This is a genomic window from Nitrospirota bacterium, assembly GCA_030645475.1.
In the GTDB taxonomy this organism is placed as follows: domain Bacteria; phylum Nitrospirota; class Nitrospiria; order Nitrospirales; family Nitrospiraceae; genus Palsa-1315.
On record JAUSMA010000014.1, the window covers coordinates 151,487 to 169,095 of the forward strand.

The 17,609-nt window shown below is 59.0% G+C and carries 20 protein-coding genes; 5 read left to right on the forward strand and 15 right to left on the reverse strand.

Going from position 1 to position 17,609, the window contains the following annotated elements; all coding sequences use genetic code 11:
* Positions 1-29: 29 nt before the first annotated feature.
* The 9 genes from Q7U76_02625 to Q7U76_02665 form a co-directional block, all read right to left on the reverse strand.
* The gene (locus Q7U76_02625; GenBank protein ID MDO8355270.1) at positions 30-1,514 is read right to left on the reverse strand and encodes a proteasome accessory factor PafA2 family protein; all 1,485 of its coding nucleotides are present in this window, start codon (positions 1,512-1,514) and stop codon (positions 30-32) included.
* A 1-nt stretch (position 1,515) separates the two neighbouring features.
* Positions 1,516-2,346, reverse strand: coding sequence for a proteasome subunit alpha (locus tag Q7U76_02630; protein MDO8355271.1), 831 nt, complete (start codon positions 2,344-2,346; stop codon positions 1,516-1,518).
* Complete coding sequence (locus Q7U76_02635) at positions 2,339-3,112, reverse strand: proteasome subunit alpha (protein MDO8355272.1); 774 nt, start codon at positions 3,110-3,112, stop codon at positions 2,339-2,341. Before Q7U76_02635 ends, Q7U76_02630 begins: the two co-directional genes overlap by 8 nt.
* A 96-nt stretch (positions 3,113-3,208) precedes the next feature.
* Positions 3,209-3,403 (reverse strand): ubiquitin-like protein UBact, encoded by a 195-nt coding sequence (locus Q7U76_02640; GenBank protein MDO8355273.1) that lies wholly within the window; start codon positions 3,401-3,403, stop codon positions 3,209-3,211.
* Positions 3,400-5,001: a proteasome accessory factor PafA2 family protein gene (locus Q7U76_02645; GenBank protein MDO8355274.1), complete on the reverse strand. Its 1,602-nt coding sequence runs from the start codon at positions 4,999-5,001 to the stop codon at positions 3,400-3,402. Before Q7U76_02645 ends, Q7U76_02640 begins: the two co-directional genes overlap by 4 nt.
* A 64-nt stretch (positions 5,002-5,065) precedes the next feature.
* Positions 5,066-6,823: an AAA family ATPase gene (locus tag Q7U76_02650; GenBank protein MDO8355275.1), complete on the reverse strand. Its 1,758-nt coding sequence runs from the start codon at positions 6,821-6,823 to the stop codon at positions 5,066-5,068.
* Positions 6,824-6,897: 74 nt separating this feature from the next.
* Positions 6,898-8,019: a trypsin-like peptidase domain-containing protein gene (locus Q7U76_02655; protein MDO8355276.1), complete on the reverse strand. Its 1,122-nt coding sequence runs from the start codon at positions 8,017-8,019 to the stop codon at positions 6,898-6,900.
* A complete protein-coding gene (locus Q7U76_02660) occupies positions 8,016-8,438 on the reverse strand; it encodes a secondary thiamine-phosphate synthase enzyme YjbQ (protein MDO8355277.1) in 423 nt (140 codons plus the stop codon). The genes Q7U76_02655 and Q7U76_02660 overlap by 4 nt, the downstream gene beginning before the upstream one ends.
* Position 8,439: 1 nt before the next feature.
* Positions 8,440-9,306 carry a hypothetical protein gene (locus Q7U76_02665; protein ID MDO8355278.1) on the reverse strand — a complete coding sequence of 289 codons (867 nt, stop codon included), beginning with the start codon at positions 9,304-9,306 and terminating at the stop codon, positions 8,440-8,442.
* 170 nt (positions 9,307-9,476) lie between these two features.
* Here Q7U76_02665 and Q7U76_02670 point away from each other — a divergent pair, with 170 nt between their 5' ends.
* From Q7U76_02670 to Q7U76_02690, 5 genes are all read left to right on the forward strand, one after another.
* Positions 9,477-10,121: a hypothetical protein gene (locus Q7U76_02670; protein MDO8355279.1), complete on the forward strand. Its 645-nt coding sequence runs from the start codon at positions 9,477-9,479 to the stop codon at positions 10,119-10,121.
* Complete coding sequence (locus tag Q7U76_02675; GenBank protein ID MDO8355280.1) at positions 10,118-10,570, forward strand: HIT family protein; 453 nt, start codon at positions 10,118-10,120, stop codon at positions 10,568-10,570. Before Q7U76_02670 ends, Q7U76_02675 begins: the two co-directional genes overlap by 4 nt.
* Before the next feature lie 164 nt (positions 10,571-10,734).
* Positions 10,735-11,970: a tetratricopeptide repeat protein gene (locus Q7U76_02680; protein ID MDO8355281.1), complete on the forward strand. Its 1,236-nt coding sequence runs from the start codon at positions 10,735-10,737 to the stop codon at positions 11,968-11,970.
* A 4-nt stretch (positions 11,971-11,974) separates the two neighbouring features.
* Positions 11,975-14,584 (forward strand): sigma 54-interacting transcriptional regulator, encoded by a 2,610-nt coding sequence (locus Q7U76_02685; protein MDO8355282.1) that lies wholly within the window; start codon positions 11,975-11,977, stop codon positions 14,582-14,584.
* Between the two features lie 65 nt (positions 14,585-14,649).
* Positions 14,650-15,078: a hypothetical protein gene (locus Q7U76_02690; protein ID MDO8355283.1), complete on the forward strand. Its 429-nt coding sequence runs from the start codon at positions 14,650-14,652 to the stop codon at positions 15,076-15,078.
* A gap of 101 nt (positions 15,079-15,179) precedes the next feature.
* On the opposite strand, the gene Q7U76_02695 is transcribed toward Q7U76_02690, so the two are convergent.
* The 6 genes from Q7U76_02695 to Q7U76_02720 all read right to left on the reverse strand — a co-directional run bounded on the left by Q7U76_02695 (position 15,180) and on the right by Q7U76_02720 (position 17,572).
* Complete coding sequence (locus tag Q7U76_02695; protein MDO8355284.1) at positions 15,180-15,662, reverse strand: helix-turn-helix domain-containing protein; 483 nt, start codon at positions 15,660-15,662, stop codon at positions 15,180-15,182.
* A gap of 10 nt (positions 15,663-15,672) precedes the next feature.
* Positions 15,673-16,017: a DUF5615 family PIN-like protein gene (locus Q7U76_02700; protein MDO8355285.1), complete on the reverse strand. Its 345-nt coding sequence runs from the start codon at positions 16,015-16,017 to the stop codon at positions 15,673-15,675.
* Positions 16,014-16,238 (reverse strand): DUF433 domain-containing protein, encoded by a 225-nt coding sequence (locus Q7U76_02705; protein MDO8355286.1) that lies wholly within the window; start codon positions 16,236-16,238, stop codon positions 16,014-16,016. Before Q7U76_02705 ends, Q7U76_02700 begins: the two co-directional genes overlap by 4 nt.
* Before the next feature lie 120 nt (positions 16,239-16,358).
* Complete coding sequence (locus tag Q7U76_02710; GenBank protein ID MDO8355287.1) at positions 16,359-16,784, reverse strand: hypothetical protein; 426 nt, start codon at positions 16,782-16,784, stop codon at positions 16,359-16,361.
* A gap of 210 nt (positions 16,785-16,994) precedes the next feature.
* Positions 16,995-17,366 carry a type II toxin-antitoxin system VapC family toxin gene (locus Q7U76_02715; protein ID MDO8355288.1) on the reverse strand — a complete coding sequence of 124 codons (372 nt, stop codon included), beginning with the start codon at positions 17,364-17,366 and terminating at the stop codon, positions 16,995-16,997.
* Positions 17,363-17,572 (reverse strand): AbrB/MazE/SpoVT family DNA-binding domain-containing protein, encoded by a 210-nt coding sequence (locus Q7U76_02720; protein MDO8355289.1) that lies wholly within the window; start codon positions 17,570-17,572, stop codon positions 17,363-17,365. The genes Q7U76_02715 and Q7U76_02720 overlap by 4 nt, the downstream gene beginning before the upstream one ends.
* Between the last annotated feature and the right edge of the window lie 37 nt (positions 17,573-17,609).

The following is a 17,609-nucleotide window of genomic DNA, read 5'->3' on the forward strand; positions in this document are numbered from 1 at the left end:
ACTAGAGAAGGCGCGCAGGCCCAATCAGACTACACCGATTGCAGATGCGTCCGGACTTCCTGGACGTAGGTTTTGAAGGGATCCGGCATGGGGAAAGGCGCCTGCCCGCGCAATTGGAAGATCGACCAGTTAATTACATAGGATGGGGAAAATCGCTCTTCCGGCCTGGAATCGGCCGGTTCATCTGGCGATCCACTAGCCAGCAAATGCCGAACGAGTTCGCCGCGCCCAAAGGCTCTGGTATTGCGGGGCGGATGGTCCATGGCCAAGGCAATCGCCTTGTCAGTGGTGAGTCGCGGAACCCGACCTTCCTCCATAAGGCCAAAGTAGAGCCCCTTGCCTTGATGGAGATTGTGATATTCCAGATCGAGGCTCTTCAACGCCGGGTCTGCCCAGGTCAACTGCTCCGCCTCCCGGAATGTTTCAAGCAGCCAGAGCTTCGAGGCCCAATCGACCCGGCCGACTAACTTGGTGTAATCCCCGCGAAGATCCTGTAAAACTGCCTCCCATTGATCAAGCACCCAATCGGTTTCGCCGTCCTGCCCACGGTAGTGGGCTTGCGCCGCTGCGAGAAAGGCCTCCTGAATGTCGATGGCGGAGATCGACTTCCCCGATTGCAGCCGCACGATCCATTGCCGGTCCTGATCCTGTGACAGCTCCTGCATGGTTTCAACCGGTTCATGGAGCTCCAGGTCGATCGGCGCATGGCCCTCTTCGATCAATTGCAGAACCAGCCCTGTCGTCCCCAACTTCAAAGCCGTCGCCACCTCCGCCATATTGGAATCGCCGAGGAGGAGATGAATACGGCGATATTGATTCGGGTCTGCCAGCGGTTCATCTCTCGTATTCACAATGGCACGATTCTGCTGCACCCATTCGAAGAAATCGTTCACGATGTAATCGGCGCGCTGAGAAATCTGAAACGGCATGGCAGGATGCTGCCCATGGCGCTGATTCGCTCCCCGCGGCACGATGAGCCGGTCCATCTGAACCCAGGCGTCCTGTGGGCCAGCTGTTCCGACACGCCCGGCTCCCGTAAAAATCTGTCTGGTGACGAGGAAAGTGACCAGAGGCCCAAGGCCACGCCTGGTAAAGGGGAACCGTCTCGACACGAGATAGTTCTCGTGCGACCCGAAGGTCGCATCGGTTTCATGGTCCACATTGTTTTTGATCAACGACACCTGATCCGCCAGACCGAGGTCTTCCACGGCAGCCTGCAGCAACTGATCGCCGGCGCGGTCGGCAGCCACGACATCGCCGAGCGATTCACATTCCGGCGAGGCCCATTCCAGATGTCCCATGTCGAGGTACATGCGCCCGGCATTGGTGAGAAACCCTCCGTTACCGGGCGGCTCATCATGCCCACGATGGTGCAGATCCAGCACCCCACGCCGTTGGACGTGAAACAGATGGTCTCGAATCTTGTGGGCGAACCAGGTCGGCGTGTGATCGGGCTGCTCTTGGTTCACCAAGAGTCCGTATTCGGTTTCAAGTCCGAAAATACGGTTCAACATCTCAGTTTGCCACGACTGATTGAAGCCCCTTCGGCAGGAGCCGTGAGAGATCCGTCTGCTTGAGCGCCCGATACTTGGACGTACCAGGAGCCTGGCGCTCAAGAACGGCACATTCAAGGGTCCGTCCTCCGGCAATACCACGCACATGCGCCATCAGCACGTCGGCACTAGGGACCGGAGCGGTCACTGCACCAGCTTTGCCGGCAGATGGATCGGACTCAGTCTGTTGATCCGTCTCTTCCTGTTGATGCGCGAGGGAGCCAATGGCCCAGGCTCGCAATGCCAGATCCAATGCCTGCTCCAACGACAGCGTGGCAGGCGTCTGCTCCTTCAGATAGGCCGTCATCTTCGTCTGGGCAGCTGGAGTGGCCGCCAAGACCGCACAACCGGTCGATTCTTCAAACGTGCCATCGTAGTTGATCGTCAGGAGCGCATCCTTCTCCGGCTTCACCCCCAACTCGGCGACGAGAATACGCACGATGAACGGCGCCTTATACACTTCTTCAAACGCCTGCTTAATGACAGGGGCGATGCCGTATTTCACCAGCCTCGATCCCGTCACGTCTGACGGCGAACGGTTAAAGCCTTCGACATGCGCCATTTCCAGCAAGCTGAAACGAAGCTTTTCCAAATCCGTGGGATGCCCCATTCCACCTAATGCCAATCGGTCATAGATCTCATAGAGCTTTGCGGTCCCTTTGCTCACCGTCGTCAGGAGAATGCCTCCATCATAGGTCAGCGCGACAACCGGGCTCCCCTGCTTAAACTGCTCGTCGAGATACTGCCGTCGATTGCCGACGGCTTCGACCCAGCGATAGGGCTCTTCATACATAACGCACCACCTGTGATTCATAGAGGGGTTTCAAGGTCGCGTCCGGCACCGTCTGCACGCCGGCCCCGGTAATCAACTTGATCACAGGGTAGAGACTCGCCTCCCGATTGACACCGCCGGTCGCCGAGTCGAACTCTGCCGCGCTCGTGAGCAATCGTAGCGCCTGCACCATGGCCAGTTCTTCAGGGAGCCGATTGAGGGGCTGATCGCCCCAGGTATTCAGGTAGTGCAAAATGCCTCGAATCGTCGGAGAACCGGAGCCGGACACCGCATACTCAACGCCTTCAAACTCCGCCCCCAGGATATCGTAGAAATAGATCTTGGCAGAGCCCTGCTCAAAATCGTAGCCGGCAAACACCGGAACCACCGCGCCAGTCCCGGCCAAGGCCGCCGGCACATTATCCTTTAAGAGTTTGGAGATCGCTCGCAATTTGCCGTCGAAACTCAATTCCTGCAGCTGCGTTCGCCGGTAATATTTGAAGGAATGTTCCAGGACCCGCACCATTTCATAGGCAGTCGCAGGCACACCAGCAATCGCCATCACACTGTGCCGGTCGATCTCCAACACCTTGTCCGTCCGATCGTACATCACCATATTGCCGGCGGTTGCGCGGCGATCGCCGGCCACCAGGACGCCATCGCGATACTTAAACGCCAAAATCGTCGTGGCATTCGTCAGCGCATGACCGGTCCCCACCGATGCCGGTACGCCCAGCGTGTAGCCCTGTTCCTTCAACAGCTGAAGAAAATCCCCTTGCATCCCCATCGTGAAAACCCCTCGTGAAGCGTGAAACGTGAAGCGTCAGGCGATCAGACCTCTGAATCTACCCCCTCACGCCTAACCCCTTTACCCCTAACGTCTTTATTCTCCTGTCCGTTGCCGATACCGCTCAGCCTGCTTCGGATCGACCTTGCGCATGCGCTTGAGCAGATTATCCTTGTCCGGCGACCCGGTCTCCGGCCGTTTCGGCCCGCCACCCTCTTCGGACGGACTCGGCGCCTTCGGCATCGGGCTGCCCGGCCCTTCACGACGTTCCGGCATTGAGCTGTAGTTCATGATCGGGACTCCATTTCTCTATTCCATGCGTTCAACGCATCCATCGGGGACACCGCCTGCTCGAAGATCTGTGCGCAAGCCTGCACCGCCTGTGGCTCAAAGAGGTCGCCCATTTCCAACGTCCGCGGAAGCAAGCCCCCGCTGAACCGGATCCGCTCCCACTGCATCGATTTGATTTGATCCGGAAACCGTCTGATGCAGAGGCCGCGAATCCCCCCTCTGGTATCGATCGGGCCAGCGACCAAGGCCGATTCAACGTCCTGTTCCGACGTCATCCGCCAGACCTTCCCCTCTGCCTCAAGCCCGAGAAAGAGCCCGCGCTCAGGATTCACATTATGGTACTCCAAGTCCAAACTCGCCAGCCAGGGATCGTCCCATCCAATCCGCTCTTCCTGCATAAAGGTTTCCAAGAGCCAGAGTTTGGTGACCCAATCGAGCTTCCCCACCAATTGCCGTCGATCGCCTGCAAGGAGCCGGAGCGTGTCGGCCCATTCGGACAGGACCCAATCGGTCTCTGCATCGGTACCGGCCAAATGCTTCTCCGCCGCGAGATAATACTGCTCTTGAATCTCGAGGCCTGTGATGGTGCGGCCATTTCGCTGACGCACCGTCGCCTTGAGGTTCTGATCGCGAGATAACTGCTTGACCGCGGTGACCGGATGTTCCAATTCAAGCGCCGGCGCCGCGTTGCGCGCGATCAACTCCAACGCCAATTGCGTCGTCCCGACTTTCAGCGCCGTGCTGTACTCGCACATGTTGGCATCGCCGATGATGAGATGGAGCCTCCGATATTTCTCCCGCACCGCATGCGGTTCGTCCCTCGTATTCAGAATCGGCCGGTTGTGCATCGTATCGACGCTCAAATCCGTCTCCATGAAGTCGGCCCGCTGAGACAACTGGTACTGGCCCGGTACAAACCCGCTTTCTTGGCCTTCCACGCCAACCTTGCCCGCTCCGGCAATGACCTGCCGACTCACCAGAAACGGCAACATCCCTGCAGTCAGTGAGGGAAAGGGAATCGCGCGTGAGACAAGATAGTTGTCATGACAGCCATAACTATGCCCGTGAAAATCCGTATTATTTTTATAGAGCTGCACGGGGGACCCGCCGAGCACCTGATTGCGCCGCTCCGCCGCCCGCTGGACAATCCGCTCTCCGGCACGGTCGTGGGCAAGGAGCGTTCTCACCGTTCGGCATTCAGGCGTGGAATATTCAGGATGTGTATGGTCGTTGTAGAAGCGTGCGCCGTTCGGAAGCACCAGATCGCTCTTCATCTCATGAAACGAAAAAGGCCGATGGGCATCGACCTTGGCGAACTCGTCTTCTTCTTTATCCTGCTGTAGACCAAGAACCCGAAACCCCCGCGCATCCTCGTGCGGATCTTCGCCGCCATAATCCCAGCGCCGCTCGAATGAAGCTGTCAAATGGGCCCGGACCAGCTCCATCGATTCCACCACCGGATCGACCGCATCCTGATCTTCCCTGGTAATCCCGTATTCTGTTTCGATCCCGTACAGTCGCATCTTCGTTTCCGTCACCCACTCCGTCTCAAGGACAGATTGACGGCAGATGGCTGGGGTGCTCTCGACTGCGCCCATCGAGCGAGCACATGCTGATCGTGCGCGCTCTGGGAGCAAAGAGAGCCCCCTGCCATCTGCCCACTTAAATAATCTGTCCCACCAACTTCTCTTCTGCCTGCCGCCCTCTCCGGAACGAAGAGACTCCTACGACTTGCTCCGGATGGTGATCGAGGAGCTTCAGCCATTCTTCCGCCGCATCGTCGGGCGGCAACATCTCACCCTCCCGGAATTCTGCATGCACGGAATTCACCAGATCGTCCAGCGTCATGCCCCCCTGGTCTGACCCGCCTGCCGCAATCACCCGCTCGATCGCCTGTTCCTTGGCCCGCTGAACGATCGAAGCCAGGATCGCCCCGCTGACCAGATCGCTCCGATAGAGGACCTTATTCTGTCCGCTTCGGAGTCTGATCGACAGCAGCCGATTCTCATCGTTGCGCGAGAACACCGCTGAGAGCGCATGCTCGACAAGGTCGGCAGAGGCCTTCTTGCGGTCCCCGCCATGTTGATCTACCCATTGCCGATCCAGCGGCAGATCATCCGTCAGGTACACGTTCAGAATCGCGCCCGCAGACTCACGATTCGGGCGGCTCACCTTAATCTTGCGGTCGATACGCCCAGGCCGCAGCACGGCCGGATCGATGAGATCCGGGCGATTCGACGCCAGAATGATCACCACATCGTGCAGCGACTCGATCCCGTCCATCTCAGAACAGAACATCGGCACCAGGGTGCTGGAAATATTGAATGAGCGAGACGCCCGTCTCGTGCCGAGCACCGATTCCGCCTCGTCGATGAAAATAAAGGGCAAGGCCCCTTCTTTCCGGCGGGCACGGGCCTGGGCGAAGAGATCGCGGACCATCCGCTCCGATTCTCCCAACCACATATTCAGAATCTCAGGCCCCTTGATATGGAGGAACGCCCCGCGAGTCACCGGCGGCTTGTCCCCCTTCGCACCGGCTGTCGCCTGGGTCGACGCTCCCACCAGCTTCGAAAGACTGGCGGCGGCCGCCTGCCCGATCAGGGTCTTTCCGCAGCCGGGCGGGCCATACAATAAAAAACCCTTCGGTTGCGTAAACTTGAACCGCTGAAAGGTGTCCGCATGGAGCAGGGGATATTCGATGGCCTTTTTAATGGCCGCAATGGCTTCCGTTTGTCCGCCGATCTGCTCCCAGGTCACAGTGGGCACTTCGTCGAGGAGGTGAGACGTGGCTTTCCGATCCTCCATCTTTTCAATCGCCACATGGAGGCTGGGATCGATGCGTACTTCATCGCCGGCCTTCAAGTCCACACCGGCAAGGTCGCTCGACCGCTGAAGGATCAAGACCTGCCGCCCCATCTCATGCTCAAAACGAAGCCGCCCGTCCCCCAGGACTTCCGCCACTTTGAACACCGGCCCATTGCGGTCATACCCCAAGACCTTGATCACCGCATAGGCATCGTTGACCAATATCTGAGCACCGATCTTCAATTCGGCAGCCTGCACCCGCGGGTCGACCGACGCATAATACTCCGCGCCTCCCACCAGGATGCGCGCGAGGCCTTCACCAGGCACTTCAAGCAGGGTACCGACACGATTGGCCGGTGCCGTCAGCTTGGCGATGACGTCGGCCACTTTTTTCAGCTCGACGTCCCGTTGCTGCTGCGCCGCTTGCCCAAGGATCATGGTATGGCGCAGTTTGTAGAGAATCTTCTGGCGGGGATCACTCTCGGGAAATAAAGCGAGACATTCTTCTAAGAGTTCAAGTGGATCGGATCCCACACCCTTCGCGGGACTCGCAACATCCCCTGTCTTCCCGTTGGGCTCCGGGTCCTGTGGCTTACTCGATCGGCGATCGCTCATCAGTGGTCCTCCATACCGAACAGATTCATGATCCTAGCATAGCCGCCGTTCGGATTACCGCTTATCACTGCCGCTCAATTGACGGCTTGGAGGGTCACGGAGACGCGTTCCCGATTGGTTCCCCGTAGGATCTCAACCGTCACCTGGTCGTTGACTTTGTGCCGTTCCATGACATCCATCAGTTCGTCCAAAGTTGCAACTGGCTTGCCGTCGACTGCCGTGATGATGTCGCCCAATTCCACCCGTCCGGTGGCGGTTTCACGCGCCCCCTTCAGCCCGGCCAGCTCCGCTCCGCTTCCACGCGACACCTTCCCGATAATCAGCCCCTTGATGCCCCACCGCTTCGCCATCGCATCGGGAATGAGCGAAACTCCAAGCCCCGGGCGGATGAGTTTGCCATGCTTGATCAACTCCGGCACGATCCGATTGACCGTGTCGACCGGCACCGCAAAGCCGATTCCCGCGAAGGCCCCGCTGGGGCTCATAATCTGGGTGTTCACGCCGATCAACCGCCCGGCGCTATCGAGGAGCGGCCCGCCGGAGTTGCCAGGGTTGATGGCGGCATCGGTCTGAATGACGCCTTCGATCGTCCGATTCGTCAAGGACTTGATCGTTCGACCCAGCGCACTCACGACGCCGGTCGTCAGCGTATGATCGAGGCCGAACGGATTCCCGATCGCCAAGACTTTCTGTCCGACACGTAAATCCTGCGACATCCCGACGGTGAGGGGCGACAGCGTCTCTTCCGGTGCACGAATCTGCAGCACCGCCACATCGTGATCGGGGTCGGCGCCGATGAGCGTGGCCTTATGCTCCGTCCGGTCTGCCAAGGTCACCGTGATCGAATTCGCCCCGTAGACGACATGAAAATTGGTGACGATGTGCCCCTGCTTATTCCAGACGAATCCCGTTCCGGAACCTTGTGGGGTTTCAAAAAGATTAAACGACCAGGGGTCTCGTTGAATCGCGGTGTTGGCGATAAAGACCACGGATTTGGTCGCCCGCTCGAACACGGCCATGGTGGCCCGCTCATCCGCGCCCAACTCGGCGGGCAAGGGTGTTACCACGCGCGGCTTGCCTTCAGGCCCGTCGTAGGACCCGCCCAGCGGCTTCCCCCACTCCGCCATCGACAGGGCAGGCCAGAGGCTGACGAGCAAGATTCCCGAGATCAAGACTCGCCCCTGCATCGCCATCATTCACCCATGATCTGGATAATGAGTTCCCTGGTGCGAGGCTTGGTATCAAAATCGACGAGGACGACCTGTTGCCATGTCCCCAGCAACATTGCCCCGTCGAGGAAGGGAATGGTGACCGACGGCCCTTGGAGCTGACCTCGCAGATGACTGTGCCCGTTGTCCTCCCCGGCATTTCTCGTATTGTGCTGCCAGGCTGGATCGGCCGGCACCGCCCGATCCCAGAATGCTTTGGTATCGGCCCTGATCCCCGGTTCATCTTCAATGATCATCACCGACGCCGTTGTGTGCTTCACAAATACCGTCACGATCCCGGCCAGCAGCTTCGTGCCGGCGAGGGCGTCAGCCACGGCTTTCGTCATATTTTCGACCTGGCTGTTCCCCTGCATGGGGAGACGCAAGGAGACCGTTTTCACCGCCATATTATGCCTCCATCGCCCGGAGGGCTCGTCGCTCGCCACTCGTGAAGGCACAGCCGCGAGCCTCCTCCAGAATTGCATCGAACTCGCCTTGCGCCGTCAACCGGCGTAACGCCTCCATCACCGCGCTGCTCAAAATGCCCTCCGCCCGCAACGTCTCCAAATAGGCAAAGGCATCGATCAACGTTTCCTTGTTCCGCACATAATAATCCCTGCCGCGCCGCTGATTGCTGTAGGCTTCAAATTGCTCGCAGGCGACGAGAATCTCCGCCAACTGCCGCACCCAGGGTTTGGCCACCGCCAGTTTCTCAGGGTAGTAATAATAGAGCATCACCTGCTGCATCCACGGCACCCACGTGATCCCCATCCGCTTGATGGCAGGCCGAACCAGACGCAGCCGGCGGGCCAGCCGCCGCGCATAACCCAACCGCATCTCGACCTGCTCCTTCGCCCAAGCGGTCATCGGGATGCCGTCGGCTTCAAGATCCTGTCCATAACAACGGAGAAAGGCCTCCGTCTCTCGTCCGTAGGACGTGTATTGATGGACCGCTCTCCATTCCCGAGGTCTCGTCGGAATCCCTCGTTCCTTGGCCCAGGACCAGATCCTCCCGAAGAGTTGGCGATCGAGCCCGGCACGGCCCAGATCATGTAGCAAACAGGCGATCTGATACTGGCGGACCCGCTCAGGCCCATGGCCCAGAGCCGCAGCGACCGCGGCGCACATCCGCGCCGTTCGAATGGCATGCGGCCGATCGTACCCGCGAATGATCCGGCCAGGGTGAAGCGGATGCGGGTAGTCGTAGAGCGCCATGAGCGGCGTGACAAGAGCGCGGGGAACCAAGAGCGGAGCGCGTCGTGAAATAGATGTCATGTGTGGTGACGTGGAAGGGTTGAGCGCAACGGATACTCTTGCGAGGATAGCGTTCGTGGAAAGAGCCTGTCAAGGCGCGCAGGGCAACAAAGGCTCGCCCAACGCCGCGATCTTTGTTATGCTCAACCCAGGCACGCGCGCGTCGCGTCGCGCAATCCGGGGAAGCAACCATGTCGAGACACAGGGCAGTCTGGCAGCTGACAGTGGCAGCGATTCTCCTCAGTCTATCCTGGCCACTGGCGCCGGCATGCCACGCCAGCCCGCTGGATCAACTCACGGATGTCACCGACAAAGCCGCCGTCGTCATTACCCTCAAGGGACGGGATAACTTCAACAGCGAGTACCGCTACGATGTGAGCGTCAAGAACCTCTCTGCCGATACACTCATCAGCGATTCCCTGTTTATCGTCCTCGACAAGGTGACGAACATCGGTGGAGAATCCCGGGAAAACTTAAACAGCGATACCATCCTGAGCCGCATGGACGTCCTGGGGCAGGATGGAGAAACGCAGGACGGGAAACCCTATTTCCAAATCCCGGCTGGGTCGGCGCCTGACCTGCTGCCCCATGGTCTAAGCCTCCCGGCCAGCGTACGCCTCCGCAATAAAGATTACATGATCGTCTTCACCCCCTCGTTCAAGGTGTTCGGACTCAAACGACCGCCGCCAGAACCCAAACAACCCCAGGCTGCCTCGTCCCAGCCGGGAACGAGTCCGACAACAGCCAGCCGCAATTCCGTCGACAAGCTGATTCAGCTGTTGATCAAAAAGGGCGTGGTCACAGAAGAGGAATGGCGTAAGGCCAGCCAGCCATGACCGACCCTACGTGCAAAGCCTGCCAAGGCACCTGGCCCAGAGAAGACAATTTCATCGCCGATCTCGGCCTCGCCAAGGCCTATCTGCATCAGGATCAATTCTTTCCTGGCTGGACCGTCATCGTCTTCAAACGCCATGCAACAGAGTTATTTCACCTGGCTCCCACGGAACGAATTATGCTGATGGAGGAAGTGAACCTCATCGCCAAAGTTGTCGCGCAGGTCTATGAGGCCAAGAAGATCAATTACGAACTCCTCGGCAATCAACTTCCCCACATCCACTGGCATGTGATTCCCCGACTGCATACCGACCCGGCCCCGCTTGAGCCGGTCTGGCGAATCACGCATGACGTCGCACCATTGACGCCACCCGACTTGCAGCAGCAGATCCATCGGATTCAGACAGAGCTCAGACGCTCACCGGACCTGCCCACGCCGGATCTCCCCTAGCAGGTAGTTGACAAACTACTACGCCACTGCAGAGATGTGCATACTAGAACAGTTGCAGATGCTGTCAGAAGTCGTCGCAGGCTGCAGGCCGGGAGCTGTTCCCACTCATCCCAATACGTTATACTATCGGCCTCGTCACCGCAGCTGGAGGGCCACACGATTCAATGAAGCGCCGATTGGTTCTCGCGATCCTCTTCCTTGCATCCTGCGCCTGGCTTCACTCAATCGATTCGTCGTTGGCGGAGACGCCTGACAATCAGACGCCACAGGCTTCGACGGAACCACCCTCGGCAGCACCGCCTCTCCAGCTTCCAGAATTGCAGCCTCACGAACGAGACGATGCCGTCAGTCTGCTAGGGGAACTGCGCGAAATCGTCCGCCTGTCTCCGCAGAGCGCTGACGACCGGCTCAAGTTAGCCGAGGCGCTCTATCGGATCGGCGATCTGGATACCGCGATCGACGAATGCCGCATCGCTATTGCGCTGAAGCCCGACCATGCCCTGGGGCATCTCCAGCTCGGCAGGGCCTTGATGGCCAAACAAGACTGGCGCGCATCGGTAATGGAATTGAAGGAAGCGGCCAGACTCAATCCGGAATTGACGCAAGCCCACTACAATCTCGGCACCGCCTACTACACCACCGGCAATATCAAAGGAGCGATTCAGTCCTACCAGCAAGCGCTGGAGCTGCAGCCCTCCTTTCCCGACGCCCGCTACCGCCTGGCACTCGTGCTCAAGTTAGCCAAACGCGACCAGGAGTCCGCGCAATTCATGGAAGAAGCGGCCGCGAGCGGCATCCCGCAGGCGCAGTTTTTTCTTGGCAATGCCTATCGTGCAGGCCAGGGAGTGACCAAGAGCGGAACGCTCGCCGTCTATTGGTGGACCAACGCGGCGGAATTCGGACATCAGCCGGCGGCATCCACCTTGTCCATCCTTCGCCGCCAAGCCCTCTCGCCGGTCCAACCGGAACAGAGCCGCCTTGAAGCCTTGAAGGCCTTTCAAGGTTATCGGGAAAAGATCTGGGAGAACTTTCCCGACCTCGCACGCAACGGCGACAGCGAAACCCTAGGGACAACGTTGCTGAAGCAGAATCGAACGGACCATGCCGTCCCGGTACTGCTCCAAGAATGTTATGCCCTCAGCGACATGGCGCAGACCGAACTCGCCCGACTCTATGAAGCGGGCTGGGAACCATCCCTGCCTCCCTTCGACAAGAAAATTCTGGCCTGCTTCGAGGCCACGGCCGGCGAGGGATTTGGGCCTGCCAAGAAAATTCTGGCTCGTATCTATGGCAAGGGCCTCGGCATGAAACCCGACAGACAGAAAGCGATCACAGCCGTTCGGGGTTTACCGAAGCAGGACGTCAAGGCGGTGATGGACGAACTCTCCTTGCAGCCATAGCCGCATGTCAGACTTCTCTCAAACATGGCGCCTCTTTCTCCAATCAGTTTGGCTCCAAGCCGGCGCCATGGGATTGGGTGCGACGGTTCTGGTGCTCAGCCTCGGGGCCCTCGCTCCTGCGACATTCACCGCGTTGGATTGGACGGCCTACGACACCTGGCTCCGGCACCGCGCGCCAGTCCCGGTCAGTTCCTCTCTCCTCCTCATCACGCGCGATCAAGCCAGCGAAACGAAATTCGGAACCGGCCCATGGGATCGGGCGGTCCTCGCCCGCTTCATCACTGCAGCACATAACAGCGGAGCGAAAGCGATCGGCCTGGACCATCGCATCGCGCAACCCAGCCAGGCACAGCTCGGCGGCGCCGCCAGCGATGCGTTGCTCCTGGAAGCTACCAGAACTGCGGGGCCTGTCGTCTATCCCTATGAGCCCGAGTCGCCGCTCGCCTCGGAGGCGATGGCCCTCAGCCACCTCCTGGTCTCCCCAAGCCAGGACCACGTCACACGTATAGTGCCTCTGTTTACAGAACTGGGCACAGCGTCTGTTCCAGCATTCGGACTGGCACTATATACACTGACGCAGCCCCAGACGAGCCAGACCGGCACTATGGCCCTCGTGAACTATGCAGGAGACGGCTCCTTGGGCAACCTGCCCACCCTGTCGTTCGCCTCCCTCTGGGAAGCCCTGGAATCCCATCAAGATGAACGGCTCGAGAGCTGGTTCACAAACAAAGTCGTCGTCTTCCTCCCCGATCCAGCACCGGCGGCCACATGGCTCTTGCCGACGGGCCAGTCCGTCTCCGGATCTACGATCCACCTCCATCTGCTCAACATGCTCCTGACCGACAACCGGGTCTGCCGGCTTGGCTTGGCAAGCAGCAGCTTCGTCACCCTCTTGCTCGCAAGCCTCGTGGCCTGGTTTCTGCTGCATACAGGTGGATCACGGTCCTTCCTCTTCGCAGGAGCCGTCGTCCTCGCCTACGGATGCCTGCTGGTGGCGGCATTGGCCCTCGCGCATCTGGTGCTTCCCCTGGCCCTGCCGCTCAGCGCCTTGGCCCTCGTGTTCGTCGGCGCCACCGTCTGGACTCACCTCACGGCAGGTCAACGGATGGTCCTGCTCGAACGTGACATGCTTCGCGTCCAGCAGGAAGCCGTGGCAGTCCGCGAGGCCCTGGTCCTGCGTGAGAACCGGGCCGAGGCGCTGCAAGAAGATCTGGACCAGGCACGAGCCGCCGTCGCCCAGTCGACCGGCCTACAGCAAGATCTCTCACGCTCCGCAGAAACGTTGCGAACAGAATTGGCCGATGTGCAGGCGCAGGAAGAAGCAGCCAGACAACAACTAGAGGACTTGGGTCGCGAGTTGGCGGGGCTGCGCGCCGTCACCGAGAGCAGCACCAAGCTGGGGGATACAGAGTTGGAACAACTGCGCGACGAATGCCGCAGACTCGGCATCGTCACGCAGAACCATCACCTGCTCGGGCTCTTCCGCGATCTGAAGAAAGGCGCCAAGTCTCAGTTGCCCGCGCTCTTGCTGGGCGAGGCAGGCACAGGCAAAGAACTCTTCGCGCGCGCGATCCATCTGCTGAGTCCAAGATCCGGCAAACCCTTCATCGCCGTCAACATGGCGGCCATCTCACCGGAGCTCTTTGAGAGCGAACTGTTCGGCCATGTGCGCGGCAGCTTCACCGGCGCGACGATGGATCGGCGCGGGTACTTCGAGCTGGCGCATCACGGCACGCTCTTTCTCGATGAGATCGGCGATCTGCGCCTGGAACATCAAGGCAAGTTGCTTCGTGTGCTCCAAGAAAAAACCTTCTATCGCGTCGGCGCGACGACCCCGACGACCGTCGATGTCCGCGTAGTCGCGGCAACGAATCGCGATCTGCAGCGAGGCGTGTCCGAGGGCTGGTTCCGGGAGGATCTGTACTTCAGGCTGAAGGGTTTAGTGTTTCGGCTCCCGCTATTGCATGACCGAAAAGACGATATCGGCCTGCTGGCCGAACATTACCTGACCGGCCAAGCCCAGCAGCTGGGGCGGGAAGCCCCGAAGCTCACGCAGGACGCGCTCGACGCGCTGCTACAGCATGAGTGGACAGGCAATGTCCGAGAACTCCGCCAATGTCTCGAACAGGCAGTCGCGCTCGCCGAGCGGCCCCTGCTGACAAAAGACGATCTTCGATTGCAGCCGGCGACAGCCACCACATCGTCAGATCGCGCGCGCACACCCAAAATATTGCCGGAGCCCGCCGGCGATGCAGCCGTGCTCGATTGCCTCCGCCTCAATGGCTTCGACATGCAGGCAACAGCCAAGGCCCTTGGGTGGGACAGGAGCACGGTCACACAGCGGCTCAAGGGCCTCTGCTTCCAGGCACTGGTCGACACACAGGGCGACAAGGCCCAGGCAGCGGCCACGTTGGCTGGCGACCCCTCTCTCACAAGAACGGTCGAACTCAAGCTGATGGACTACTATGAGCACCTCCTAGCCACCATCCAGCCATTCGCGACGGTGGAGGAGGCACTGGCCGACTGCAAGAGACGCTTCAAAAATCTGCCGGATCGGCATTTCAAGTCGGTCGAAGCATTGGTCAAACAGGCCTACGCACAGAAAGCCAACTGACCACATGGTGCTAAACTAGAACGAAGCCATCGGGATTCCTGGGCAGGTAAAGATTGGCGCCTTCTATGTATGTCCTCTTTCTCCTATTCCTATTCCTACTCCTACTCCTGACACCGAACGAATCCTCGGCTGAGGTCTACGCCTGCCCCAATGTCGACGGCGATACCTATACTGAAAGCCCGCAGCGGTCCGATTGCCGCCCCCTCGACATCCAACCGCCTCCGTTAGTCTACGAGCGAACCTATACAGGGAAGGGTGTCGAAGCAAGACCGAGCGGGCCCTGGCCGCAGGGATCGGCTGAGGCTCAGACTGAAATCTGCGGGCTCTATCGGGAGTGGATTATGTTGGGCAGGAAGCGGTATGCAAACGCCTATGACGTTCCACCTCACGGGCTTACACCTCTCGAAATTACCCGGCTGAACAATCTAGACCTACTGTTTTCCTATCGCGGCAATCCGAACTGCGATCGAAACCCCGAGCCTCAGGCTTTTTAGTCCGCGAGCCCACCCCCCATCGACAGGATCACACTCTCGTGCTCAGGCCTTTGTTGTGCGCTTGCGTGCCGGCCGTCTTGCACTCGACGTCCAGTCCCTCCTCATGCTGCTTTTCCTGAAGCGGTCTTGGCTCGCACCAAAAGATCGACCTCGCAATCCAGAACATGCAGCAAGGACAAGAGTTGGTCGACCGACTTGCGGTAGTTCGTCTGATCCAGCAGACGATAGAACTGCGTGGCTGAAGTTCCAAGCCGTCTGATCATTTCACGCTTCGACAGGGGACTCGCCTCGACCCGCTTCTGTGCCTCGATCGTCAGCTTATACAGCAGCGTATCCCACAAGTAGTGCGGGTCCTGGTTGTATTCCAACACCTGCTCACCGTGGACCGTTCCTTCCTTGCCCGACTCCAATACATAGGTAAACCCTTCGCTCCCAAGCTCTTTATCGACAAAGACCCGGGCAATCGGATCGGCGGCACTGGGTTGAGGCTCGACTTTCGAGTAGGGAAGCTGGAACAGCTTCCTCGATGCCTTCACCAGGAACGATCTTTTACGATTGTTGTGTGTAACAGACAGGATCTTCATAGCGGCTCGATTAGACCGTTATGTCACTGATTTCAATGACTGCTTCGCCTGCCACGAGAAGAATGACTGCTGAAGGCCAAGCCTGCGTGAGTATCTCCTTCAGCTTCGCATTCGATGTGTTCCCGCAAGTGACCCACAGAATCTGCGGTGGTGAGCCGAGCTGGGCAGCAAGATCGACCAGATCGCGGTCTTTCGTCAGCACCACGGCTTGCGCCTTGCGCGCGGCAAGAAAGATGTTGCGATCCGTTGCGTCGCGCAATCCCAAGTCCTTGACCGGCAAGGCCTCAACGCCGTATGTCGCACGAAACCATTGAGCGATATCAGGAGAAATCTGCGCGTCGAGCCAGATCTTCACGCAGCGAGGATTGGGTGATTGAGCCGACTACTGGCAAAGCGAAGGCAGGCCGAGATGTCTTCCGCTTCGAGATCCGGCAGTTCCTTGAGGACTTGCTGCTGAGTGAGTCCTGTGGCAAGCAGGTCCAGGACGTCGATGACCCGAATCCGCATGCCACGGATACAGGGCCGCCCTCCGCACTGTGCAGGATTGACGGTAATACGTTCTGCGAGTTCAGCCATAATGAAAATCTCCTGAGCAGATCCGTAGCCTAGATACTGACAGATCTCAAGGTTGGGAGGTAAGTTTACTGAAAATTCTGTCGTATATCTACCACCAGGCCCCTTTCCCCATCCCCCCGTTCACTGGCAGGTTGGGTCGGCGGAGGCAGGATCGAAGGCGTCGTCGCGCACGTCCAGGATCAGTTCATAGGGTGCCATGGGCGAGAAATTCGAGCGCAGGGCCACGGACTTCCCGACCACATTGGCTTGCACGCTCCGCTCAATGAAGGTCGCGAGGCGGAGCAGATCCGCCACTGGGCCACCGATCCACTGCTCGGTAATTTCCGGTTGATGCGAGGTGCCGATTTCGAGATTCATCGCCGGTCCGAACTGGGCATATTCCGACAGCCGATCGTTCGCCGGATTGGACCCGTAGGCCCGGATTTCAGCCGCGAACTTCCGCAACCCCGCCACCGATCCGACAATGCGCCATTCCTTCGCCGCATCGTTTTTACCGCAGAAAAACCCCAACTCGCGCCAAGCCCGGCGCGTCGATTCGTTTGCCATGACGTTACTCCTTTGGTCGGATGCTGAAAAAGTCCGCCAGCTTCGTTCTCGCATCGTTCAGACCCTCAACGTACCCTACGGGTACGCCTCGGCCCTTCACTCGCTGCGGCCTTGCTGAACGAACTTTTTGAGCATCCTACGAATTAAGAAAAGACTCTGGGCCTCTTTTCATATCCTATTGCCGCTAGAATAGAGGGCTGCCTCGGACAGCTACTTGACGTAGACCACTCCAGGCAAATCCTTCAGATCTGCATCGCCTGTGACCACCTCAGCCTCTTGGTCCCGGGCGGTTGCATATACAATTGCGTCGGCCATCGCTAAACCATGCTTCAAGCTCACATCGGCAGCGAGGAGGGCAATCGACTCTGTCAATTGAACCACCTGGGTGGCACTGAGCCGTCCCGCGAACAATAACGCCGTCTCCTCCCCTCGCTCCCGCTTGATCTTTTTGTAGACCTCATACAGCACGATGGTCGGCGTGATGAGCTGATACCGAGAGGTGAGATAGGGCGCATATTTTTCGGCGAGTGGTCCGCCCGTGAAGAATTCAATCCATCCGCTGGAATCCAGCAAGACCTTCACAATCGGTCCTTCTTCTCCCGAAGATCCGTTTTAGACATGCCCTTGAGCGCACCCTTAAGCGACTTCAACGGGACTTCCGGCACCAGGGTGATGACTCCGCCCTTTTCCACAATCTGCAACCGCTGGCTTGGGGCAAGATGGAGCTTCTCCCGCACTTCTTTGGGAATCACAATTTGGAATTTCGGCGAAATCGTCGTCATGGCCATGATGGACCTCCCTACCAATTCACGATCGATCATAATA